General features: G+C 59.7%; 22 protein-coding genes. 5 read left to right on the top strand and 17 right to left on the bottom strand.

The genetic code is table 11. From position 1 onward, the window contains the following. Positions 1-23: 23 nt before the first annotated feature. The 13 genes from acs to dksA form a co-directional block, all read right to left on the bottom strand. Complete coding sequence (gene acs, locus LOY55_RS26005; RefSeq protein ID WP_109786278.1) at positions 24-1,961, bottom strand: acetate--CoA ligase; 1,938 nt, start codon at positions 1,959-1,961, stop codon at positions 24-26. A gap of 179 nt (positions 1,962-2,140) precedes the next feature. Then, positions 2,141-3,805, bottom strand: coding sequence for a glucose-6-phosphate isomerase (pgi, locus tag LOY55_RS26000; RefSeq protein ID WP_109786277.1), 1,665 nt, complete (start codon positions 3,803-3,805; stop codon positions 2,141-2,143). A 231-nt stretch (positions 3,806-4,036) separates the two neighbouring features. Continuing rightward, positions 4,037-4,417 (bottom strand): aspartate 1-decarboxylase, encoded by a 381-nt coding sequence (panD, locus tag LOY55_RS25995; protein ID WP_003228271.1) that lies wholly within the window; start codon positions 4,415-4,417, stop codon positions 4,037-4,039. A 207-nt stretch (positions 4,418-4,624) separates the two neighbouring features. Then, the gene (panC, locus tag LOY55_RS25990; protein WP_223522740.1) at positions 4,625-5,485 is read right to left on the bottom strand and encodes a pantoate--beta-alanine ligase; all 861 of its coding nucleotides are present in this window, start codon (positions 5,483-5,485) and stop codon (positions 4,625-4,627) included. Further along, a complete protein-coding gene (panB, locus tag LOY55_RS25985; protein ID WP_109786275.1) occupies positions 5,482-6,282 on the bottom strand; it encodes a 3-methyl-2-oxobutanoate hydroxymethyltransferase in 801 nt (266 codons plus the stop codon). Before panB ends, panC begins: the two co-directional genes overlap by 4 nt. A gap of 366 nt (positions 6,283-6,648) precedes the next feature. Next, positions 6,649-7,134 carry a 2-amino-4-hydroxy-6-hydroxymethyldihydropteridine diphosphokinase gene (gene folK / locus LOY55_RS25980; protein ID WP_223522741.1) on the bottom strand — a complete coding sequence of 162 codons (486 nt, stop codon included), beginning with the start codon at positions 7,132-7,134 and terminating at the stop codon, positions 6,649-6,651. Positions 7,135-7,138: 4 nt separating this feature from the next. Next, complete coding sequence (locus LOY55_RS25975) at positions 7,139-8,539, bottom strand: polynucleotide adenylyltransferase PcnB (RefSeq protein ID WP_046028499.1); 1,401 nt, start codon at positions 8,537-8,539, stop codon at positions 7,139-7,141. Positions 8,540-9,464: 925 nt separating this feature from the next. Beyond that, entirely contained in the window at positions 9,465-10,901 is a 1,437-nt protein-coding gene (locus LOY55_RS25970) for a sigma-54 dependent transcriptional regulator (protein ID WP_223522742.1), read from the bottom strand. A gap of 22 nt (positions 10,902-10,923) precedes the next feature. Beyond that, a complete protein-coding gene (locus LOY55_RS25965) occupies positions 10,924-13,878 on the bottom strand; it encodes a sensor histidine kinase (RefSeq protein ID WP_175648970.1) in 2,955 nt (984 codons plus the stop codon). Next, complete coding sequence (locus LOY55_RS25960; protein ID WP_003176118.1) at positions 13,862-14,038, bottom strand: hypothetical protein; 177 nt, start codon at positions 14,036-14,038, stop codon at positions 13,862-13,864. The genes LOY55_RS25965 and LOY55_RS25960 overlap by 17 nt, the downstream gene beginning before the upstream one ends. A gap of 77 nt (positions 14,039-14,115) precedes the next feature. Then, positions 14,116-15,000, bottom strand: coding sequence for a tRNA glutamyl-Q(34) synthetase GluQRS (gene gluQRS / locus LOY55_RS25955; RefSeq protein WP_223522748.1), 885 nt, complete (start codon positions 14,998-15,000; stop codon positions 14,116-14,118). 21 nt (positions 15,001-15,021) lie between these two features. Further along, a complete protein-coding gene (locus LOY55_RS25950) occupies positions 15,022-15,207 on the bottom strand; it encodes a hypothetical protein (RefSeq protein WP_223522743.1) in 186 nt (61 codons plus the stop codon). Between the two features lie 7 nt (positions 15,208-15,214). Beyond that, entirely contained in the window at positions 15,215-15,658 is a 444-nt protein-coding gene (dksA, locus tag LOY55_RS25945) for an RNA polymerase-binding protein DksA (RefSeq protein ID WP_046028491.1), read from the bottom strand. A gap of 335 nt (positions 15,659-15,993) precedes the next feature. Here dksA and LOY55_RS25940 point away from each other — a divergent pair, with 335 nt between their 5' ends. Further along, on the top strand, positions 15,994-17,166 hold the full coding sequence (locus LOY55_RS25940) for a pyridoxal phosphate-dependent aminotransferase (protein ID WP_109786270.1): 1,173 nt from the start codon (positions 15,994-15,996) through the stop codon (positions 17,164-17,166). Then, a complete protein-coding gene (gene sfsA / locus LOY55_RS25935; RefSeq protein WP_046028488.1) occupies positions 17,166-17,879 on the top strand; it encodes a DNA/RNA nuclease SfsA in 714 nt (237 codons plus the stop codon). The genes LOY55_RS25940 and sfsA overlap by 1 nt, the downstream gene beginning before the upstream one ends. On the opposite strand, the gene LOY55_RS25930 is transcribed toward sfsA, so the two are convergent. Next, entirely contained in the window at positions 17,876-18,193 is a 318-nt protein-coding gene (locus tag LOY55_RS25930; RefSeq protein WP_109786269.1) for a Rieske (2Fe-2S) protein, read from the bottom strand. The genes sfsA and LOY55_RS25930 overlap by 4 nt on opposite strands. Positions 18,194-18,358: 165 nt before the next feature. Here LOY55_RS25930 and LOY55_RS25925 point away from each other — a divergent pair, with 165 nt between their 5' ends. From LOY55_RS25925 to LOY55_RS25915, 3 genes are read left to right on the top strand one after another with little or no spacing between them, the layout of a single operon-like run. After that, positions 18,359-19,231: a hemin ABC transporter substrate-binding protein gene (locus LOY55_RS25925; protein ID WP_109786268.1), complete on the top strand. Its 873-nt coding sequence runs from the start codon at positions 18,359-18,361 to the stop codon at positions 19,229-19,231. A 50-nt stretch (positions 19,232-19,281) separates the two neighbouring features. Further along, complete coding sequence (locus LOY55_RS25920; protein WP_175649034.1) at positions 19,282-20,265, top strand: iron ABC transporter permease; 984 nt, start codon at positions 19,282-19,284, stop codon at positions 20,263-20,265. Continuing rightward, a complete protein-coding gene (locus tag LOY55_RS25915; RefSeq protein ID WP_223522744.1) occupies positions 20,265-21,032 on the top strand; it encodes a heme ABC transporter ATP-binding protein in 768 nt (255 codons plus the stop codon). Before LOY55_RS25920 ends, LOY55_RS25915 begins: the two co-directional genes overlap by 1 nt. A gap of 251 nt (positions 21,033-21,283) precedes the next feature. On the opposite strand, the gene LOY55_RS25910 is transcribed toward LOY55_RS25915, so the two are convergent. From LOY55_RS25910 to LOY55_RS25900, 3 genes are all read right to left on the bottom strand, one after another. Then, positions 21,284-21,556: a TfoX/Sxy family protein gene (locus LOY55_RS25910; protein ID WP_007948654.1), complete on the bottom strand. Its 273-nt coding sequence runs from the start codon at positions 21,554-21,556 to the stop codon at positions 21,284-21,286. 243 nt (positions 21,557-21,799) lie between these two features. Beyond that, entirely contained in the window at positions 21,800-22,144 is a 345-nt protein-coding gene (locus LOY55_RS25905; protein WP_046028469.1) for a pentapeptide repeat-containing protein, read from the bottom strand. 90 nt (positions 22,145-22,234) lie between these two features. Continuing rightward, positions 22,235-23,791 carry a bifunctional aminoglycoside phosphotransferase/ATP-binding protein gene (locus tag LOY55_RS25900; RefSeq protein WP_109786266.1) on the bottom strand — a complete coding sequence of 519 codons (1,557 nt, stop codon included), beginning with the start codon at positions 23,789-23,791 and terminating at the stop codon, positions 22,235-22,237. Positions 23,792-23,831 lie beyond the last annotated feature (40 nt).

Genomic DNA, 23,831 nt, shown 5'->3' with positions numbered 1-23,831 from the left:
CGCGGGTGGGATGCAACAACAAATCATTGGTTCAGGCGTTTGTCGATCAAGCCCTGAACGACACTCGGATCGGCCAGGGTCGAGGTGTCGCCCAGGCTGTCCAGCTCATTGCAGGCGATCTTGCGCAGAATACGCCGCATGATCTTGCCCGACCGGGTTTTAGGCAAGGCCGGAGCCCACTGGATCAAGTCCGGTTTGGCGAAGCTGCCGATGTCCTTGCTGACGTGGTCGAGCAATTCCTTCTTCAGTTCGTCATTGGGGTCGGTGCCGTTCATGGGCGTGACGAAGGCGTAGATGCCCTGGCCTTTGACGTCGTGGGGATAACCGACCACGGCGGCTTCGGCGATGCTGTCATGCAGCACCAGGGCGCTTTCCACTTCGGCAGTGCCGATGCGGTGGCCGGAGACGTTGATCACGTCGTCGATGCGCCCGGTGATCCAGTAATCGCCGTCCTCATCGCGTCGCGCGCCGTCGCCGGTGAAGTAATAACCGGGGTAGGGCTTGAAGTAGGTGTCGATCATCCGTTGCGGGTCGCCGTAGACACTGCGGATCTGTGCCGGCCAACTGGACTTGATCGCCAGCACGCCGCTGCCGGCGCCTTTGATTTCCTTGCCCGTTTCATCGAGCAACACCGGTTGTACACCAAACATCGGTTGCGTGGCGCAGCCGGGTTTGATTCGTTGCGCGCTGACCAGCGGGCTGAGCATGATGCCGCCGGTTTCGGTCTGCCACCAGGTATCGACGATGGGGCAACGCTGCTCGCCGACCACATTGAAGTACCAATCCCACGCCTCCGGATTGATCGGCTCACCCACAGTGCCGAGTAATCTGAGGCTTGCGCGGGACGTTTCCTGCAACGGTTCGCGGCCTTCACGCATCAAGGCGCGCAGGGCGGTGGGCGCGGTGTAGAAGATGTTGACGTGGTGCTTGTCGATGACTTGCCAGAAACGCGAGGTGCTCGGGTAACTCGGTACGCCTTCGAAGATTAGCGTGGTCGCGCCGTTGGCCAACGGGCCGTAGACGATGTAGCTGTGACCGGTGACCCAGCCGACATCGGCGGTGCACCAGAACACTTCGTCATCACGGTAGTCGAGCACGTATTTGAAGGTCATCGCTGCTTGCAGCAGGTAGCCGCCAGTGGTGTGCAACACGCCTTTGGGTTTGCCGGTGCTGCCGGAGGTGTAGAGGATGAACAGCGGATCTTCGGCGTCCATCGGTTCCGGCGGGCAGTCGTCGCTGACATCACGCAAGGCCTGGTGATACCAGAGATCGCGGCCTTCAACCCAGTTCACATCGCCCTGGGTGCGCTCGACGACGATGACCGTGCTGACGTTCGGGCAGCTCTGAAGGGCCTTGTCGACGTTGTGTTTGAGTGGCACGAATTTACCGCCACGCACGCCTTCATCGGCGGTGATTACCGTGCGGCAGTCAGCGTCGAGAATCCGGTCGCGCAGGGAGTCCGGCGAGAAACCCCCAAACACCACCGAATGCACCGCTCCGATGCGTGTACAGGCGAGCATGGCGTAAGCGGCTTCGGGGATCATCGGCATGTAAATGCAGACGCGATCGCCTTTCTTCACGCCGCGGCTCTTGAGCACGTTGGCCAGGCGACAGACGTTGTGATGGAGTTTTTTGTAGGTGATTTGCGCGGATTCGGCGGGATCGTCGCCTTCCCAGATGATCGCGATTTGATCGCCGCGTTGTTTCAAATGACGGTCGATGCAGTTGTAACTGACGTTCAACTGACCGCCGGCAAACCAGCTCGCTTCACCGGTTTTCAGGTTATAGCGCTGGACGGTGTCCCACGGCGTACTCCAGTCGAGAAAGCGCGTGGCTTGTTCGGCCCAGAACGTACTGGGGTGTTCGATGGATTCGCGATACAGGCGCTGGTAGTCGTCTTGACTCAAATGCGCAGCCCGGCGGACGGCATCGGCTTTGGGGAACGTGCTGATATCGAACATGACGGTTCCTTATGCTTGTTTTGCGACAAGGATAAAGATGCGCCGAGTAGCGAGTGGGTTCAAGCCTTGCACCGCCCCTGTAAGAGCCGAGCTTGCTGGCGATGCAGACGTCGCGGTGGATCAGATACACCGCGTCATCGTTCATCGCGAGCAAGCCCGGCTCCTACGGGAGTGGGGTGTTAACCGCGGTGACGACCGCGGAAGTAGTTGATCAGGCCTTGGGTCGAAGCATCGTCAGCCGGGGTTTCTTCGCTGCCGACGAGGCGGTTGTAGACGCCTTTGCCCAACTCTTTACCCAGTTCCACGCCCCACTGGTCGAAGGCGTTGATGCCCCAGACCACGCTTTGCACGAAGACTTTGTGTTCGTACATGGCCACCAATGCACCGAGACGACGCGGGCTGATGCGCTCGACCACCAGGGTGTTGCTCGGGCGGTTGCCCGGGATCACCTTGTGCGGTGCGAGTTTCTGCACATCGGCTTCGCTCATGCCTTTGTCACGCAGTTCGGCTTCGGCCTCGCTGAGGGTCTTGCCGAGCATCAGCGCCTGGCTTTGCGACAGGCAGTTGGCGTACAGCCACTGGTGGTGGTCGGACACCGGGTTGAAGCTGACGATCGGCACGATGAAGTCAGCCGGGATCAGTTGGGTGCCTTGGTGCAGCAACTGGTGATAGGCGTGTTGGCCGTTGCAGCCGACGCCACCCCAGATCACCGGACCGGTGTCGGTGGACACTGGCGTGCCATCCTGACGCACGCTCTTGCCGTTGGATTCCATGTCCAGCTGTTGCAAGTGCTTGGTGATGTTCCGCAAGTAGTGGTCATACGGCAGGATGGCGTGGCTTTGTGCACCCCAGAAATTGCCGTACCACACGCCGAGCAAGGCCAGCAGTACCGGCATGTTCTGCTCGAACGGCGCGGTCTGGAAATGCTGGTCCATGGTGTAGGCACCGGACAGCAGTTCCTTGAAGTTGGACATGCCGATGGCCAGGGCAATCGGCAAACCGATGGCCGACCACAGCGAGTAACGACCGCCGACCCAGTCCCACATCGGGAAGATGTTTTCTTCACGAATGCCGAAGGCCACGGCCGCTGCATTGTTGCTGGAAACGGCGATGAAGTGGCGATACAGCTCGGCTTCCGAGCCGCCCTGAGCCAGGTACCAGGCGCGTGCGGCCTGGGCGTTTTTCAGGGTTTCGAGGGTGTTGAAAGATTTCGACGAGACGATGAACAGCGTGGTCTCGGCGCGCAGCTTCATGGCCAGTTCGTGGAATTCGCTGCCGTCGATGTTTGCCAAATAGTGGCAACGCACGCCTTTCTGGGCGTAGGACAGCAAGGCTTCGGACACCAGTTCCGGGCCGAGGAACGAGCCACCGATGCCGATGTTCACCACGTCAGTGATCGGCTTCTCGGTGTAACCGCGCCACAAGCCGTCGTGGATGCGGCCCACGAGGTCGGTGATCTGGTTCAGTACTTTGTGCACTTCCGGCATCACGTTGACGCCATTGACCGACAACTTGTCGCCAACCGGGCGGCGCAGTGCGGTGTGCAGGGCCGGACGACCTTCGGACGCATTGACGATTTCGCCTTCGAACAGCGATTTGATCGCGCCCTTGAGGTCGACTTCGTTGGCCAGACCCACCAGCAGATTGCGGGTCTCGGTGGTGATCAGGTTCTTCGAGTAATCGAGAAACAAACCGCAGCTGCTAAGGGTGAATTGAGTGAAACGCTGCGGGTCGGCATTGAAGGCCTCGCGCATGCTGAAATCCTGCATGGCTTGGCGGTGATCATTCAACGCTTGCCAGGCGGGCAGAGCGGTAACGTCGTGAGGGGTGCGGTAGTACGCCATCGCTGCGGGTTTCCTTTTTACTTGAACGGCCTTTTGAACACTAAAAATCCCGGAGCGCCTGGGGTGGCGCGTCCGGTCAACTGCGTCGACACGATCTCATGGCGCAGGGCGACTACAGTAAACCCCGCGCCTTGATCTGTCTTGACTTTGTCTGACCTGTTTCCTGTACTTTTTTAACATCGAAGTCAGGAACAACCCGACAAACGGAGGGTCGGCAGCGCTTCGGTGCGATCAGGCGACCTGAACCGGAATGGCGTTACTGGTGTGGCTCAGCTCATTGCCCGGCGCCATGTAGAGCATGCGCGGTTTGAAGTTGAGCAATTCGGCTTCGCTGTAATGGGCGTAAGCACAGATGATCACGCGATCACCGACCTTGGCCTTGTGGGCTGCGGCACCATTGACCGAGATCATGCGCGAACCTTCTTCGCCACGAATGGCGTAGGTGGTGAAGCGTTCGCCGTTGTCGACGTTATAGATCTGGATCTGCTCGTATTCACGGATGCCGGACAAGTCCAGCCATTCGCCGTCGATGGCGCAGGAACCTTCGTAATCGAGGACAGCGTGGGTGACTTCGGCGCGATGCAGCTTGGCCTTGAGCATGATGGCGTGCATGAGTGTTTCCCCAGGTCGGAATCGAACGGCGGGCAGTTTGCCCGAAGGGTTTGTGGGCGGCAATACAGCTGAAATGCAATCTTCAGAGCCACCAAAAAACCTGTGGGAGCCAAGCTTGCTCGCGATGAGGCCCGCACATTCAACATCATTGTTGAATACCAGATCGCTATCGCGAGCAAGCAAGGCTCCCATAGGGTTTGGTGGTGTTTAGACGGGGGCGTCGAGGTTCAGGTGCAGGTTGTCGATCAACCGCGTGGTGCCGAGGAACGCGGCCACCAGAATCACCAGGTCGCGATCTTCTGGCGTCGCCGGGCGCAAGGTCAGCGCCTGGCGGATTTCCAGATAGTCGGGACGCAAACCGGCGGTTTCAAGTTGTTTGATCTGTGCGTCGATCAGCGCCGGGAAATCCCGCTCACCTTGCTTGATTGCCTCGGCAATCGAACTCAGCGTGCGATAGACCACGGGCGCCACGGCACGCTGTTCTTCGCTGAGAAAGCCATTGCGCGATGACAGCGCCAGGCCATCGGCTGCACGGACAGTCGGTTCGCCAATGATCTGGATCGGCATGTTCAGGTCATGCACCAGGGATTTGATCACCGCCAGTTGCTGGAAGTCTTTCTGGCCGAAGATCGCCAGGTCTGGCTGGACCATGTTGAACAACTTGCTGACCACCGTCGCCACACCTTCAAAATGCCCAGGACGGCTGGCGCCGCACAGGCCTTCAGACAGCAGTGGAACGCTGACGCGAGTCTGGCCGGCCATGCCGTCCGGGTACATTTCTTCAACGGCTGGCGCGAACAGCAAGTGGCAACCGGCCTGGAGCAGCTTCTCCTGGTCGGCAGCGAGGGTGCGCGGGTATTTGTCGAGGTCTTCGCCAGCGCCGAATTGCAGCGGGTTGACGAAGATGCTCGCGACCACGAAATCCACCCGCTGGGAGGCTTTGGTAATCAGTGCAATATGACCGCTGTGCAGGTTGCCCATGGTCGGCACGAAGCCGATGCGCTTGCCTTCGCTGCGGGCACGGGCCACGGCGGCCCGCAGTTCGCGTACGGTTTTTACGGTGTTCATGCAGAGAATCCGTGTTCGATGCCTGGGAAAGTCGCCGCTTTGACTTCGGTCACGTAAGCACTCAGGGCTGCTTGAATGGTGTTCTGGCCAGTCATGAAGTTCTTCACGAACTTTGGCACACGGCCGGTAATCGACAAGCCCAGCATGTCGTGCAGGACCAGGACCTGGCCGTCAGTGCCGCTGCCGGCGCCGATCCCGATGACCGGAATCTTCACGGCCTGGGTGATTTCTTCAGCCAGTTCGCTGGGCACGCATTCGAGCAGCAACATGGCGGCGCCAGCCTGTTCCAGTGAGATGGCATCGGCGCGCATCTGCCTGGCCTGGTTTTCGTTACGCCCCTGGACTTTGTAACCGCCCAGGATGTTCACCGATTGCGGTGTCAGCCCCAGGTGCGCGCACACCGGGATACCGCGTTCGGCCAGCAGGCGGATCGAGTCCGCCAGCCACAGTGCGCCTTCTACCTTGACCATGTGTGCACCGGCCTGCATCAACAGGGCACTGTTGGTCATGGCTTGTTCGGTGGTGGCGTAGGCCATGAACGGCAAGTCGGCGAGGATCAACGCATCGGTGTTGCCGCGTTTGACCGCTGCGACGTGGTAAGCCATTTCGGCGGTCGTCACGGGCAGGGTACTGTCGTGACCTTGCAAAACCATGCCGAGGGAGTCGCCCACCAGCAACACTTCGACACCAGCCTCATTGCAGGCGTGGGCGAAGGTCGCGTCATAGCAGGTCAGCATGGTGATTTTTTCACCTTTTTGCTTGAGACCTTGCAGCGTGGTCAGGGTGATGGCTGGCATGAAAAGTTCCTCATTCAGGCGCTGTGGAAACTACTGCGAGTAACGCGCGTGATTCTTCGTTAAATACAGGCGCACGGTCTGTTGTCGTGCTTTTACGGCCTGGATTGCGCCCTTCAACGCCGTGTTGGCGGCAGCGGGACGCCTATAGTCGTGAGGAGAACTCGGGAAGTCAATTGCATGTGTTACCGCATTGTTACGACAGGGGTGTTACCGGGGTAACTGATGCGATTCAGCAACTATCGATCTCATGCCAGACACCAAACCAATGTGGGAGCGAGCCTGCTCGCGAATGCGGTGGATCAGTCAACTTTAAGTTTAATGACACACCGCATTCGCGAGCAGGCTCGCTCCCACAGGGGATTTGCGTCAACTTTTGGGGAGGCGTTCCAGGCCGACGAACGGGCAGGCTGCGACTAGATCCTTCAGATTGCGGCCATCGGCCAGGCGCAAATCCGCAGGCGCCAGTTCGGCCAGTGGATACAGGACAAAGGCCCGTTCCTGCAGGTGGTAATGCGGAACCTTGAGGCGCGGCTCATCGATCAGTCGATCGCCAAACAGCACGATGTCCAGATCCAGCGTACGAGGGCCCCAACGCTCCAGGCGCTCACGACCCTGTCCGTTCTCGATGGCTTGCAGCGCATCGAGCAGTTCCAGCGGGGCGAGTGTGCTGTCGAGGGCGGCGACCGCGTTGGTGTAACGCGGTTGGCCGGGTAGCAGCGAATCGCTTTGATAGAAAGCGGACACATCGACCAGCTCGGTCTGCGGTAAACGCGCCAGCGCTTCGACGGCGCTGCGCAATTGTTCGGTGGGGGCAGCCAGATTGCTGCCCATGCCGATGTAGATGCGTTCCATGGATTTACTCGCCCGAGACGCTCGGTGCGCCGGCAGCGCGTTTGCGCTTGGCGCCACCGCTGCGGCGACGTTTGCGGGGGGCGCCGGTGCCGTCGTCCTTGCCGCTGAGGTCGCGGATCATGTCGCGACGTTCGCTGTCATTGGCGTCCTGATAGTCCGTCCACCATTCGCCCAGGCCATCGGTCTGCTCGCCGGCGCTTTCGCGCAGCAGCAAGAAGTCGTAACCGGCGCGGAAGCGTGGGTTGTCCAGCAACAGGTCGGCACGCTTGCCGCTGCGGCGTGGCAGGCGCTCTTGCATGTCCCAGATCTCACGGATCGGCATGGTGAAGCGTTTTGGAATCGCAATGCGCTGACACTGTTCGGCAATCAGCTCGTGAGCCGCTTCCTGCATGGCCGGAATCGGCGGCATGCCGCGTTCTTGCAGGCGCAATACGCGAGCCGGCAGGGCAGGCCACAACAGGGCGGCAAACAGGAACGCCGGGGTCACCGGTTTGTTCTGCTTGATCCGCAGGTCCGTGTTGATCAGCGCTTCGCTGATGAGGGTGTGGGTATACGTCGGGTTGTATTCGAGCGCCTCGGCACTGGCCGGGAACAGCGGATCGAACAGTTGCAAGTCGACCAGCATCTCGAAGGTGTCCGCGGCGTGGCCGGAGAGGAACAGCTTGAGCACTTCTTCGAACAGACGGGCCGACGGGATCTCGCGCAGCATCGGTGCCAGTTCGCGAATCGGCAGGGCACTGTGTTTTTCGATACCGAAATTCAACTTGGCGGCAAAACGCACGGCCCGCAGCATCCGCACCGGGTCTTCCTGGTAGCGCTGCTTCGGATCGCCGATCAAGCGGATCAGGTGATTGCGGATGTCGTGTACGCCGTTGGCGTAGTCGAGGATGCGCTCGCTGACCGGATCGTAGTAGAGGGCGTTGATGGTGAAGTCGCGGCGTTGCGCGTCTTCTTCCAGCGTGCCATAGACGTTGTCGCGCAAGATGCGCCCGCTTTCATTACGGGAAGACTGGTTGCTGTCTTCTTCCTCGTCGTTTTGCGGGTGATTGGCGCGGAAGGTCGCGACTTCGATGATTTCTCGACCGAAGTGGATGTGCACCAGTTTGAATCGACGGCCGATGATCCGCGCGTTGCGGAATTCGGCACGCACCTGTTCAGGTGTGGCGCTGGTGGCAACGTCAAAGTCTTTGGGCGTGATGCCGAGCAGCATGTCACGCACGCAGCCGCCGACCAGGTAAGCCTGATAACCGGCGTTCTGCAGGCGTTCGACGATATTCACCGCGTAACGGCTGAATTGCGCCTTTTGCAGCGAGTGTTGGCCGCTGTTGAGCACTTCAGGCGTACTGCGAATGTGTTGCGTATGACGCTTGGGAGAACGGAATGACTGGAACAGCTTCTTCAGCATGGGATGCACTGTTTGAAGGAATGTTCGGCCATAACAGAAGAATGACCGCATGATGGGCGGGGATTCTAGCATTTAGTCGAGGGATGGTGTAGGAAGCTGCGCAAGCAGCTGAAGGGGATATCTGGCAGACGCTATCCGTGTAGCCGGTGACGAGCAACACGAGGCTGCGTCCGGCGGCGAAGCCGTCGTCATTGCGGTGTTTCAGATGAAACGGGTCGTCTGTATTACGACTGCTGCGCAGCCGAACGCAGCCTCGCAGGCTCGACAGCTGCTACACGAGCCAACGCAGCCTCGCGTTGCTCGACAGCTGCTACAGGTCGGACGGGGGTTGGCAATTGCTGTCGCGTAAACGCCAGAAACTACAAGGGGAGCCGAAGCTCCCCAAGAAGTAGTTGCATGCTCTATTTTTATTATTGGTTTCGGGCTTTTTGTTTTTGTTAAGTGCCCTCGCCATGAAGATTTTCCTTCATGACCCTCCCAATCGGGAGCCAAGAGCAAACGGATTGCTTTGGTCGCTGTGCTGCAGTGATCTTGCGATCCAACCAGTTCAGGCACTGTCTGAGTGACAGTTTTTTATTATTCTCGGCCTGGTCGTGGGGCAAGCCCCAAATACAACGCCTCTCCAAAAGAATCAGTTAGCTGCGCCTCTCGCCGTCTTGTTTTTATTGTGCGTGAGTCGATTCGTCTTATTTTTATTGTCTTTTGCATTGCTTGTTATTGTTCTTGTACTAAACATATAGCAGGGTGCGTGCCAACTTTTGCGAACCCCAATAAAACAAGGGGTTAGGTCGGTCGGTGGGGTTTTTCAGGGGCAAAAAAAACCGGGGCTTCGTTACCGTAAGCCCCGGCTTCTGTTACGTGATAAATCTGAGGTAACAGTTTTTTCAGCGTGTCACGTGTTACCCACGCCTCAGACAGGTGACGTTCAGCTCTCGCTGGCGACCCCGGTCTTGCGCCGTGGGATGCCCAGGCGCTGACGCCGCTCCCACAGGCATTTGCGGCTGACCCCGAGTTTGCGGGCCAGCTCGGTTTCGGTCATGTGGTCCTGGTGCTCGAGAACGAAGTGCTGGAAATAATCTTCCAGTGACAAGTCTTCGGTTGGCTCATGACTGGAATTACCGCCGTTGTTGCCCTGCTGCGGCGCCAGGCCGATGAACTCGTCCTCTTCCAGATCGCTCAGCTCGATGTCGATACCCAGCAGTTCAGCAGAGATTTCCGGGCTCTCGCACAGGATGACCGCGCGCTCGACCGCGTTTTCCAGCTCGCGAACGTTACCGGGCCAGGAATAATGACGAATCGCTTGCTCGGCATCCGCGGCGAATTTCAGGTCGGTGCGGTTGATCCGCGCGCTCTGTCGCGCCAGGAACGCATTGGCGATTTCGTTCACGTCCGCACCGCGCTCGCGCAAGGCTGGCAGCTTCAGGGCGATCACATGGAGGCGGTAATACAAGTCTTCGCGGAACTGGCCGATTTTTGCCAGGCTCTTGAGGTCGCGGTGAGTCGCCGCGATCAGGCGCACGTCAACCTTCTGCGATTGAACCGAACCCACACGGCGAATTTCGCCTTCCTGCAACACGCGCAGCAGGCGAGCCTGGGCTTCGAGTGGCAGTTCGCCGATTTCGTCGAGGAACAGGGTGCCGCCGTCCGCCGCTTCCACCAGGCCGGCACGCCCGGCGCTGGCGCCGGTGAATGCGCCTTTTTCGTGACCGAACAGCTCGGACTCGATCAGGCTTTCCGGAATGGCCGCGCAGTTCACCGAAATCATCGGCGCCTTGGCGCGGCGGGACAGGTTGTGCAGGGCGCGCGCCACCAGTTCTTTACCGGTACCGGATTCGCCCTGGATCAGGACGTTGGAATCGGTTGGGGCGACTTTGCGAATTTTGCTGTACAGGTCCTGCATCGGCGGACACGAGCCAATGATGCCGATTTCGCCGTTGCTGTTGTCGGCACCCGCTTTCGCGGCGCCATTGCCGGCTTTACCCGCAGCAGGTTCACCGTTGGCTGGCAGCGATTGTCGGTCACGCAGGATCCGGGCGACGGCCTGGAGCATTTCGTCGTGATCGAAAGGCTTGGCAATGTAATCCACCGCGCCCATCTTCATTGAGTCGACCGCCGAACGCAGGCTGGCGTAGCTGGTCATGATCAGCACCGGGGTGCCTTGGCCGAGTTTGATCAACTCGGTGCCAGGTGCGCCGGGCAGGCGCAGGTCACTGACGATCAGGTCGAACGTGGGAATGGTGAAGCGTTCTTGTGCTTCCTGCACTGAACCGGCTTCGCTGACCTGGTACTGGTTGCGTTCCAGCAGGCGGCGCAAGGCGGAGCGGATAATTGTTTCGTCTTCGACGATCAAAATGTGCGGCATTGATTCGATACTCTCGACGGTCTCAGTTCACAGCGGACGTCGCTTCGACATGACGCGGCAAGGTCACCCTGATACGGGTGCCGCGTTGGCTTTGAACATCAGCCGGGCTGTCGATGGTGATTTGTCCATAATGCTCTTCAACGATGGAATAGACCAGTGCAAGGCCCAGACCGGTGCCTTCGCCAGGATCCTTGGTGGTGAAGAAAGGTTCGAACAATCGGTCCATGATGTTCTTCGGAATACCGCTGCCTTCGTCTTCCACGATCAGGTCGACCGTGTGTTCGCCGGCTTCGCTTTTAACCCGCACGGCGCTACCCGCAGGCGAGGCGTCGCGGGCGTTTGAGAGCAGATTGATGAGTACTTGGGCGAGTCGCTGCGGATCGCCTTCGACCCAGTGATCGGGGTCGCACAGATTATAGAACTGCACTTCGAAATTGCGTCGGTTCAAGGCCAGCAGGCCGATGGCATCTTGAGCCACTTCGGCCAGACAGACGGGTTCGTCGCTGTGCTGGTGACTGCCGGCGTGGGCGAAGCTCATCAGCGATTGAACGATGCGTGAGACGCGTTTGGTCTGTTCGAGGATCTGCCCGCTGATTTCCTTCAGCTCGCCATCGTCTTCGCGCTCTTCGCGCAGGTTCTGCGCCAGGCACGCAATGCCGGTAATCGGGTTGCCGATTTCATGGGCCACACCTGCCGCGAGTCGGCCGATGCTGGCCAGGCGCTCGGAATGCACCAGCTTGTCTTCGAGCATCTGGGTTTCGGTCAAGTCTTCCACCAGCAACACCAAACCGCTGTTACCCGGCGCCAGCGGTTCATCGATCGCCGCTTTGTGCAGGTTCAGCCAGCGAGTCTGGCCATCAAGGGCCAGGTGCTGCTTGTGCAAATGCTCGTCGGGCAGGTTGATGAAGCCTTGCAGCAGTTCTTTCCACGGATCGGCAATGGTGCTCAGGCGTGAACCGACCACACGCTGCGCGGCAATACCCGTCAGTTCCTCCATGGCTTTGTTCCACATGAGGATTTCCTGATCCTTGGCCAGCGAGCAAACGCCCATCGGCAGTTCTTGCAGGGTCTGGCGGTGATAGCGGCGCAGGGCATCGAGTTCGGCGGCCAGGCCGGTCAGCCGTGAGTGGTAATCCTCAAGGCGACTTTCGATGAAGTGAATGTCCTCGGTGACGTAGTTCTCGCCACCCGCCTTATAAGGCAGGAACGTCTCGACCATGTCTTGGGCAACGCTGGGGCCCATCAAGCCGGACAGGTTGGCTTCGATACGGTCACGCAAGCGACGCAAGGCGTAAGGCCGGCGCTCGTCGAACGGCAGATAGAGATCGCGCAGCGCCTGTTCGACTTCCTTCTGTGCAGCCTTGGCGCCCAAGGGTTTTGCCAGCTGCGTGGCGAATTCCTGGGGTGACGCGGCGTGCAGTTCGCGACGTTGCGGGCGACGTACATTGTCCACGGCGCAGGCTTCGGCGGCGCTGGCCTCTTCGGGGCTGGCGTTGGTAAACAGCGAGATCAGGGTGAACATCAGCACGTTGGCCGCCAGCGATGCGATGGCCGCCATGTGCCAGCTAGTGTCGTCCAGCACGTAGATCATGTTCAGCAGGGGAATGTAGAAGCCCTGCAGGTTGCCCACCAGTGGCAACAACATGGTCACCAGCCACACCAGAATCCCTGCCAGCAAACCGGCAATGAAGCCCCGGCGGTTGGCGGTCGGCCAGTACAGAACCGAGAGAACGCCTGGCAAGAACTGCAATGTGGCGACAAACGCGACGATGCCGAGATTGGCCAGATCCTGCTCCACGCCCAGCAGCAAGTAGAAACCGTAGCCGGCCATGATAATTGCGACGATCAGCGCCCGACGAGTCCACTTCAGCCAGCGGTAGATATTGCCTTCGGCCGGTGGTTGATAGAGCGGCAGCACCAGGTGGTTCAGTGCCATCCCGGACAGCGCCAGGGTGGTGACGATGATCAGGCCGCTCGCTGCCGACAAACCGCCGACATACGCCAGCAGCGCCAAGGCTTTGCTGTTGGCGGCGATGCCGATGCCAAGAGTGAAATACTCAGGATTAGTCGTGGCGCCGAGTTTCAGCCCGGCCCAGAGAATCAGCGGCACCGCCAGGCTCATCAGCAGCAGAAACAGCGGCAAACCCCAGCTGGCACTGACCAGCGAGCGCGGGTTGAGGTTTTCGGTAAACGTCATGTGATACATGTGCGGCATCACGATTGCCGAAGCAAAAAACACCAGCAGCAGCGTGCGCCACGGACCTTCTTGCAGCGGGGTGTGCAAGGCGGCGAGGGCGGTCTGGTTTTGCAGCAGCCACAGTTCAAGCTGTTGCGGGCCGTCGAACACGCCGTACAGCGCATACAGGCCGACGCCGCCAATGGCGATCAGTTTGATGACCGATTCGAAGGCAATCGCGAACACCAGGCCTTCATGTTTTTCTCGGGTGGCGATGTGGCGCGAGCCGAAGAAAATCGTAAACAGCGTAATCAGGGCGCAGAAACTCAGGGCCACGCGATGTTGAACCGGTTCGCGAGTAAGGATGCCGATGGAGTCGGCCACGGCCTGAATCTGCAACGCCAATAACGGCAGGACGCCGATCAGCATGAAAATCGTCGTCAGCGCGCCGGCCCAGGTGCTACGGAAACGGAACGCGAACAGGTCGGCCAGGGACGACAACTGATAAGTGCGAGTGATTTTCAGGATTGGGTACAGCAACACCGGTGCCAGCAGAAATGCGCCGGATACCCCCAGGTAGCTGGACAGAAAGCCGTAACCGTACTGGTAGGCCAGGCCGACCGTGCCGTAAAAAGCCCAGGCGCTGGCGTAGACGCCCAGCGACAGGGTGTACGTCAGCGGGTGGCGAATGATCGCCCGGGGGATCATGCCCCGTTCACTGACCCAGGCCACGCCGAACAGCACCGCCAGGTACGCGGCGCTGATCAGGATCATCTGGGTCAGGCTAAAGCTCATCGGCATCTTTTTGGCTCTGCAGGATGAAGGTCACAACGATCAGGATCAGCCAGAGCAAATAAGGGCGATACCAGGCGCCAGTGGCGTCGATCCACCAATCCATGATGGCCGGGGAGAACAGATAAATCCCCACTACCAGGAGCAGGACCAAGCGATAGATGTACATCCCGGCCTCTCTTTTTTATGCGTGTGCCCGAAAACGTGCGGCGATGGTAACGGATGGGCGCGCCACTGCAAGTGCGATCACTGCAGTTGCGCCTCGGGCAGGTTCAGTGTGCGCGGGATCAGCGACGCATCCCAGTGGGCAATGCCCCAGTCCAACACTTCCCGTGGGGTGGCGTAAGCCAGTTCGGTACCGGGTTTTTGCCCGAGTGCGCGTAAGGCACGCAACAACAAAGGTGTCGCCTGATCTTCGGTCAACGGCGGCGATCGGTAGGATTTGCCGAGTTTGTTGCCATCGGGCTGGGTAATCAGCGGGATGTGCAGATAACGCAGTTGGCGCAGGCCGAGCAGTTCTTGCAGATAGAGCTGGCGCGGCGTGGAGTCCAGCAGGTCGGCACCCCGCACGATATCGGTGATGCCTTGCCAGGCGTCATCCAGGACGACGGCCAGTTGATAGGCATACAGCCCGTCGCGGCGGCGAATCACAAAATCGCCCACCTCGCGACCCAGGTGCTGACGGTATTCGCCCTGGACGCGGTCGGTGAAGTGGTATTCCAGTTCAGGGACGCGCAGGCGAATCGCGGCGTCTTCGGTGCCATGGCCGGCATTGCGGCACAGGCCCGGATAAATGCCGTGATAAGGCTCCAGCTGTTTTCGCGAGCAGGTACAGGCGTAAGCCAGGCCATGGTTGAACAGGCTGTTGAGCACTTCGGCGTAGGCGTCGTGCCGTTCACTCTGGCGGACCATCTCGCCGTCCCATTCAAAGCCATAGCTTTCCAGGGCATTGAGGATCGCCGCTTGAGCGCCGGGTTCTTCCCGTGGCGGGTCGAGGTCTTCCATGCGCATCAGCCAGCGGCCCCCCACCGAGCGGGCGTCGAGGTATGAAGCGAGTGCGGCGACCAGCGAACCGAAATGCAGGTGGCCGCTGGGGGTAGGGGCGAAGCGCCCGATGTAAGCGGAAGAGATGATGGCAGTCATGAGGGGCGATTACGTTGTCTGGTCGTATTGAGCATGGCTTGAAGCCGTCATCGCGAGCAAGCTCGGCTCCTGCAGGAAGTCGCGCCAGCCTTTGTAGGAGCCGAGCTTGCTCGCGATGGCGATTTTAAAGACAACAGGTATCTTCAAATACCAGAAACAAAAACGGAGCGTTCGCACGCTCCGTTCTTCGTTCAAGTCGATGTTACTTGCCGACTTGCTTTTCCTTGATTTCCGCCAGGGTCTTGCAGTCAACGCACATGTCGGCGGTAGGGCGGGCTTCCAGTCGCTTGACGCCAATTTCGACGCCGCAGGACTCGCACCAGCCATATTCTTCGTCTTCAATCAACTGAAGGGTTTTGTCGATCTTCTTGATCAACTTGCGCTCGCGGTCGCGGGCGCGCAGTTCGAGGGCGAACTCTTCTTCCTGGCTGGCACGGTCTGCCGGATCCGGGAAGTTGGCTGCCTCGTCCTTCATGTGATCAACCGTGCGGTCGACTTCCTGCATCAAGTCCTGTTTCCACTTGTTCAGGACCTTGGTGAAGTGCGCGCGCATGGGCTTGCCCATGTACTCCTCGCCCTTCACTTCTTTGTAGGGTTCGAAGCCGCTGATCGTCGGGCTCGGTTGTTGCTTTGCTTGGGTGGACATGAAATAGACCGCCTCTACTCTTGTAATCCATCTGCGCAGGATTGCTCCATCACCGACACCTGCCGGCCCCGCGGCTGCAAGCGGGCGAACTTACCAGATCAAATCGGACCGCGCTACTCCCGGATGTCGAGGTAGTGGCCCGCAGGCCTTGCAAATCATTGCAAAGCCTTGTCTGGTGGTGCTGGAGACCTGATCAAATATTGATTTTAGTCAAACTTGGGGTACTCGTTTGGGTCGTTTGTGGCCGGGCTTATTAACGGTTGTGACCGCTTTAGGTTCTCGCTCGTTCCTGTGCTTGGGTAGAATTGATTTTTTTCTCTGTTGAAGGAAGGCTAATGGCTCAGTCCTACAGTGCCCGCAGTCGCGCGATCGAACCTTTTCACGTCATGGCGTTGCTGGCACGGGCCAATGAGCTGCAAGCCGCCGGTCACGACGTGATCCACCTGGAAATCGGCGAGCCGGACTTCACCACCGCCGAACCGATCATTCAGGCCGGCCAGGCCGCGTTGACGGCGGGGAAGACCCGTTACACCGCCGCACGGGGCATTCCCGAGCTGCGAGACGCCATCTCCGGTTTCTATCAGCAGCGGTATGGGTTGAACATCGACCCTCAACGAATCCTCATCACCCCCGGCGGTTCGGGTGCTTTGTTGCTGGCCAGCGCCTTGCTGGTGGACCCGGGCAAGCACTGGCTGCTGGCGGACCCCGGCTACCCGTGCAATCGCCACTTCCTGAGATTGGTGGAAGGCGCGGCGCAGCTTGTTCCAGTAGGTCCTGAGGTGCGTTATCAACTGACCCCTGATCTGGTGGCGCGTCATTGGGACCACGACAGTGTCGGCGCATTGGTAGCGTCCCCGGCCAACCCGACCGGGACGATCCTGACCCGTGACGAGCTGGCGGGGTTATCGCAGGCGATCAAGGTTCGCCATGGTCATCTGGTGGTGGACGAGATCTATCACGGCCTGACCTATGGCACCGATGCGGCCAGCGTGTTGGAAGTCGATGACAACGCCTTTGTGCTGAACAGTTTTTCAAAGTACTTCGGCATGACCGGTTGGCGGCTCGGCTGGCTGGTGGCGCCGGAAGCGGCAGTCGGCGAGCTGGAAAAACTCGCGCAAAATCTCTATATCAGCGCGCCGAGCATGGCCCAGTATGCCGCTCTGGCTTGCTTTGAACCGGCGACCATCAGCATTCTCGAAGAGCGTCGCGCCGAGTTTGGTCGTCGTCGCGATTTCCTGCTGCCGGCCCTGCGTGAATTGGGATTCGGCATTGCCGTGGAGCCTGAGGGCGCGTTCTATTTGTATGCGGATATCAGCAAGTTCGGCGGAGATGCCTTCGCGTTCTGCCGGCACTTCCTCGAAACCGAGCATGTGGCATTTACTCCGGGGCTGGATTTCGGGCGATATCAGGCTGGGCACCATGTGCGTTTTGCCTACACCCAAAGCCTGCCGCGCCTGGAAGAAGCGGTCGAGCGGATCGCTCGTGGATTGAAGAGTTGGCAAGGCTGATGCGTTTTCATCCTCCCCTCGAAAAAGGGCGACTTATCCGCCGTTACAAGCGTTTTCTTGCCGATATCGAAACCGTTAGCGGCGAGTTGCTGACCATTCATTGTCCCAATACGGGCTCGATGCTCAATTGCCAGGTCGAAGGCGGGCAGGTCTGGTTCAGCCGCTCCAATGACCCGAAGCGCAAGTTGCCCGGTACCTGGGAGGTTGGCGAAACCCCGCAAGGGCGCCTGTTTTGCGTTAACACCGGGCGAGCCAATGGTTTGATCGAAGAGGCGCTGCGCGGCGGTGTCATCAGCGAGTTGAACGGTTTTACCGAACTGAAGCGCGAAGTCGCCTACGGTCAGGAAAGAAGCCGAATCGATTTCCGCCTCGATTACCCCGGCGGTCCTGCTTATATAGAAGTCAAAAGCGTCACCCTGGGTTTTGACGGCTCATCGGTAGCTGCGTTTCCCGACGCCGTTACCCAGCGCGGGGCCAAGCATTTGCGTGAATTAGCGCATCTGGCCCGTGACGGGATTCGCGCGGTTCAGTTGTATTGCGTCAACCTGACCGGCATCGACGCGGTACGTCCAGCAGAGGAAATCGATTCGGCCTACGCGGTGGCCTTGCGTGAGGCGGTCGCGTGCGGGGTCGAGGTGCTGGCCTATGGTGTGCGGTTGACCCATGAAGAGATGGTGGTCGATCGGCGTCTGGACGTGCTGCTCAACGGCTAAAGGCTGACCCAGATGCCTTGCGCGTCTTCGCGGCAGGGCACGGTGGTCAATGATTGGCCCGCGCAGGGGCCGGAAACGCACTCGCCGTCTTCAATCAGAAACAGTGCGCCGTGGGTGGCGCACTGGATCAGGCTGTTGCTGGGGTCGAGAAAGCTGTCTGGCGTCCACTCCAGGCCAACGCCGCGGTGCGGGCAGCGATTGATGTAGACGTAGACCTGGCCAGCCCGGCGTACGGCGAAGAGCTTCTGGCCGTCGATGTCGAAACCGCGACTGCTGGCGTCAGCCAATTCGGCGCCGGTGCAAAGAAACTTCATGTCTATCCTCAAGTCCTGCGTCTCGTGACCAGATATGTCCGAGCTTGACGTTCAAATGCAAACAATTATCAAATGGCCGCCTTGCCCGTCGGGCGCAGGTGCCAGTGGCCGAGAATACTTGGCCTGCCATCTCGATGCCTGGGAAAACTTTAAAGGAAGCTGTTTATGCGCCTGAGTACCCGCGTTGCTGCGCTCTGTGTCGGACTTCTCGTCAGCCACCACGGCGCAGCGGCCGAGTTGCCACAACGTTGGGTCAGTGCCGGTGGCGCATTGTCCGAGTGGGTGAGCGCGCTGGGGGGCGAATCGAAGCTGGTCGGCGTCGACACTACCAGTCAGCATCCTGAAAGCCTCAAGTCGCTGCCAAGCATTGGCTATCAGCGGCAGTTGTCGGCGGAGGGTATCTTGAGCTTAAGCCCGCAGATACTGATCGGCACCGAAGAAATGGGTCCGCCGCCCGTGCTGTCGCAGATTCGTAATGCCGGGGTGCAGGTCGAATTGTTCTCGGCGCAGCCGGATTTGCCGACATTGCAGGGTAACTTGCAGCACCTGGGCCAGTTGCTTGGGGCTGAAGATCAGGCTGCGCAGGCGTTCCAGCGTTATCAGGAGCAACTTGAACAACAAAAAGTCCGGGTGACCAAGGTGCAGCTGACGAAAAAATCACCGGGCGTGTTGGTGTTGCTCGGTCATGCAGGCGGCAAGCCGCTCATCGCAGGCAAGGACACCGCGGCCGATTGGATACTGCGACAGGCCGGCGGCCACAACCTGGCAACGCATACTGGTTACAAACCTTTTTCAGTCGAGTCGCTGGTCAGCCTGGACCCGGAGGTGCTGGTGTTTGCTGACCGGGCACTGACCGGTGATGCGGCGCGGGCCGCGCTGTTCAAGGAAAACCCGATGCTGTCCTCGACCCGTGCGGCGAAGGACGGTCGAGTCATGGAGCTGGATCCGACGTTGTTGGTGGGCGGGTTGGGGCCGCGGCTGCCGGAAAGCCTGAAAAAACTGTCTGACGGGTTCTTCCCGGGCACCGTCGGCCAATGACTCTCCTGATTAAACCTCGTGCGTTGTTCATTGGCCTGAGCCTTTTGTGTTTGCTGGCGATCTGGCTGTCATTGGCGCTGGGTCCGGTCAGCTTGCCGTTGCTCGATACCGCGCACGCAGTGCTGCGCCTGGCCGGATTGCCGATTGCACCGCAAGGCCTTGAGCAAGCCGAATTGATCGTGGGGCAGATCCGTCTGCCGCGAACCTTGCTGGGGTTGGCGGTGGGGGGCGTGCTGGCGCTCTCCGGTGTGGCCATGCAGGGCCTGTTTCGTAACCCGTTGGCCGATCCGGGATTGGTGGGGGTGTCCAGCGGCGCCGCATTGGGTGCGGCCATCGCGATTGTGGGCGGGTCGATGTTTGGCGGCCTGCCTGAGTCGTTCGGGCCTTACCTGTTGTCGGTGTGTGCGTTTCTCGGTGGGTTGGGTGTGACAGCACTGGTGTATCGGCTCGGTCGACGCAACGGTCAGACCAACGTCGCAACCATGTTGCTGGCCGGTATCGCCTTGACCGCTCTGGCGGGCTCGGCGGTGGGGTTGTTCACCTACCTGGCGGACGACGCGACCCTGCGTACGCTGACGTTCTGGAATCTGGGCAGCCTTAACGGCGCCAGTTACGCGCGTCTCTGGCCATTGCTGCTGGTGAGCACGGGCGTGGCGCTCTGGCTGCCGCGTCGAGCCAAAGCCTTGAATGCATTGTTGCTGGGGGAGTCGGAAGCCGGCCATTTGGGCATCAACGTTGAAGGGCTCAAGCGCGAATTGGTGTTCTGTACCGCCTTGGGTGTCGGCGCGGCGGTGGCGGCGGCGGGGATGATCGGGTTTGTCGGCCTGGTGGTGCCGCACCTCGTGCGCTTGCTGGCCGGTCCTGATCATCGGGTGTTGCTGCCTGCCTCGGTGCTCGCCGGTGCCAGTCTTCTGCTGTTCGCCGATCTGGTGGCGCGCCTGGCGTTGGCGCCCGCCGAATTGCCGATCGGTATCGTCACGGCCTTTATCGGTGCGCCGTTTTTTCTGTTTTTACTGCTCCGGAGTCGCGCCTGATGTTGCGCACGCAAAACCTGCAAATCCGTCGGGGCAGCAAGACTGTACTGGCGGACATCACGCTCGAACTTCGGCCAGGTGAAGTGCTTGGTGTGCTCGGCCCTAATGGCGCCGGCAAAAGTACCTTGCTCGGTGCCTTGTGCGGGGAGTTGCACGCCGACCAAGGCAGTGTCTGGCTCGATGATCGCGAATTGAATCACTGGGCCGCACCGCTGCGCGCACAGCGGCTGGCGGTACTGCCGCAGGTGTCGACGCTGGACTTTGCCTTTCGTGTTGAAGAAGTCGTGGGTATGGGGCGTTTGCCCCATCAAAGCGGTCGAGTGCGCGATGACGAGATCGTTGCCTGCGCCCTGCGCGCCGCTGATGCCGGGCACCTGAGTGGTCGCAGCTATCTGGCCTTGTCCGGCGGCGAGCGTCAGCGCGTGCATCTGGCGCGGGTGCTGGCGCAGCTCTGGCCGGGTGAGGTGGGCCAGACGCTGCTGCTCGATGAGCCGACATCGATGCTCGACCCGCTGCATCAACACACCACCTTACAAGCGGTGCGCGAGTTTGCCGATCACGGCGCGGCGGTGCTGGTCATCCTGCATGATCTGAATCTGGCGGCGCGTTACTGTGATCGTCTGTTGCTGCTTGAAGGCGGGCGCCCGGTTGCGCTGGATACGCCGCAGCACGTCTTGAAGCCTGAGTCGCTCAAAGCAGTGTTCGGGCTGGAAGTGTTGGTGCAGCAGCACCCGGAGCGCGGGCATCCGCTGATCATCGCCCGCTGAAAAATATATCGGGTTGAACATGCCTCTGGTGCCGGTTTTTCACAGGCAAAAAAAGACCCGGCAAGAGCCGGGTCAAATAACCGTGATTAGCCTGATGAGGAGATATCTGAGAGTCCGAACCAAGGGCTGTTCAAATATCGACCAGTCTCGCGACCAGCTGGTGGTAATCATAGCGATTCTCATTACCATGTCAACCGCTGTTTTTCAGTTTCTTTGAGATGCCTCGTCAATTCGGTTCAAAGCCAATGATTTCAAGCCTTGTGGCGCGAGGAAATCGCCTCCAGCTGTTTGTTCAAGGCTTCTTTGCGCTCGGCGGGAATGTCATTCCAATGCACGTCCATCAGTGCGCCTTCGATCGCATACAACAACACCTTGGACGCCCGAAAACCGCGCGTACGCACGGCCCGATAAGCATCCACCGCCCCGAGGCGACGCAAGTCCGACGCACTGTGGATGCCCACGGCATGCAGCCACTGTGCTGACGTCTTGCCAAGATTCTTCAGGTGTTGCAGTTCATCATTCATCAAGCCTCCTTGCGACGGCCGAACGGTGCGTGGGCGAGCCTATCAGGAGTGTAGCCATCAGTAGGAAAAGCGTGATTGTTTGGTCGTTTTCGACGCAAAAGCTTCTAAGAGGAAGACACCAGTCATTGAGTAAAAAGCATTGCGAATGCAGTGGGGGCGGGTGTCGGAAGTCGAACCTGGGGCAGTCCACACGGCATCCAGCGCAAAGCGGGGGCGCTGGATTTGTTGGGTAGAGCGTCGTTTTTAGCGGGTGCGATAACGCAGGCGAGTGCCGAAGTTCATCGACATAAGAATCTCGTCTGCACTCAGCTCTGGCGGGAAGTAGGCACCGGAGATTTGAGCATGTGCCAGGCTGGCACCTTCCAGTGAGGCGTTACGAAAATCGATGCCGCGCAAATCGGCGGAGCGAAAATAGGCATCGGTGAAGTCGACACCATCAGCGTTCAGCTCGCGCAAGTCCAGGCCTCGGAAATCGCCACCGACCATGTCGACAGTTCCGTAGTTGGCGCGTTCGGCGTTGAAGCCTGCGATGTCATCTTTGTGCAGCAAGGCATACAGCGGGGTGTCGAGAAGTTTGGGCTGGCTCATGTCGCATCACCTGATGGTTTTATGACGCCAGTATAGTGCCACTATTTGGCAGCCGTGAAGCCAGCGGAGGCCTCACGGCTGAAATAGTTTTTACAGACCTGGCATGCGTTGACGAATTTGCGCGACGACCGTGTCGAGCGTCCCGCTTTCATTGGTCTGAACGCGTTTGCTGTACAGAATCTCTGCTGGCGTCAGCGGTTCGCGATTGGCTTGCTGGGCTGCGATAACGGTCAGGTTGGCGTCAGACGGATCCTTTTTGTCTGCCTGGCGCAGGGCCAACCAGCTCTCGATCACGGCTTGCGGTGCATGGCAATCAAGGATCAGGAACGGAGCGCCAGTGGCTTCGGCGACTTTTGCCGCGTTTTCGCGCTGGTCGTGCTTGAGGTAAGTGGCATCGATCACCACCGGAAAACCGGCGCGCAGGATGACCGCAGCAATCTCGTGAAGACGGCTGTAGGTGGTGGCGCTGGCGTCGGCGCTATAAATGCCGGCCTGCGGGTCATTCGCGACGGTTTGTTCGCCGAACAGACGCTTGCGCTCTACATCCGAGCGAAGACGAATGGCGCCCAACGCTTCTACCAGGCGCATTGCTACGTGGCTCTTGCCGACAGCGGACACGCCGTGGGTGATGGCCATGAAACGCGAGGGAATGGTGCTGTAGCTTTCCGCGAGGTTGGCGTAGTTGCGGTATTGGCGCAGGGTCGTGGCGCGTTGTACCGGGTCGGCTTCGGCCGGCATGCTGAACAGGCTCACCTTGGCGCGAACCAGTGCGCGATAGGCTTTATAGAAGTTCAGCAGCTCAAGGCCCTGGTAGTCGCCGGTCAGCTCCAGGTACTGGCTGACGAAACGGCGCGCGAGGCATTTCAAGCCACGGTCTTCCAGGTCCATCGCCAGGAAACCGGTGTCGGCATAAACGTCGGTGAAGCGGAACGGTTCGTTGAACTCGATGCAGTCGAAGATCACGACCTTGCCATCGATTACTGTCGCGTTGCCGAGGTGGATATCACCGTGGCATTCACGAATGAAACCTTCGGCCTTGCGCTGGGCGAACAGCGGCTTGAGGCGTTCGAAGCTGCTTTCGGCCCAGGCTTGCAGGGCGTCCAGTTGTACCAGGTCGGCCTTGTCGCTGAGGAATGGACGGATCTGTTCGAAGTTCTGGCGTACGGGTGCCATAACGCTGTCGGGGGTGCCGGCTTCGTGTTCGGCAGGCACTTTCGGTGCGTTGAGGTGGAAATGAGCAATCTGCGCGGCCATCTCGTCGATGTGGGCGGTAGTCAGTTCGCCATTGGCCTGCAGGGTGCTGAGCAATTGGCTCTGTGGGAACTGACGCATTTTCAGCGCGAAATCGACTACAGGGCCGTCGCCACCGAACTGCGGTGCTTCGGCGCTGCCGGTGATTGGCAACACTTGCAGGTACAAGTCGTCGGTCAGGCGCTGGTTGAGGCGCAGTTCTTCACCGCAGAAATGCTCACGTGCATCCAGGCTGGTGAAGTCGAGGAAACCGAAATTCACCGGCTTCTTCACTTTATAAGCAAAGGGGCCTGTGAGGATGACCCAGGAAATATGGGTCTCGATGACCTGGAAACCGTCTACCGGGTGCGGGTAGAGGGCCGGGTTTTGCAGGGCAGCAATCAGGGACTGGCTCACAGGCGATCCTTCAGAGTCTGGGAAAAATTCAAGGCCGCCA

It is taken from the genome of Pseudomonas sp. B21-040 (assembly GCF_024748695.1).
GTDB lineage: Bacteria > Pseudomonadota > Gammaproteobacteria > Pseudomonadales > Pseudomonadaceae > Aquipseudomonas.
The sequence above is the reverse complement of the archived record's forward strand: the minus strand, read 5'-3'. Positions and strand labels throughout refer to the sequence as shown.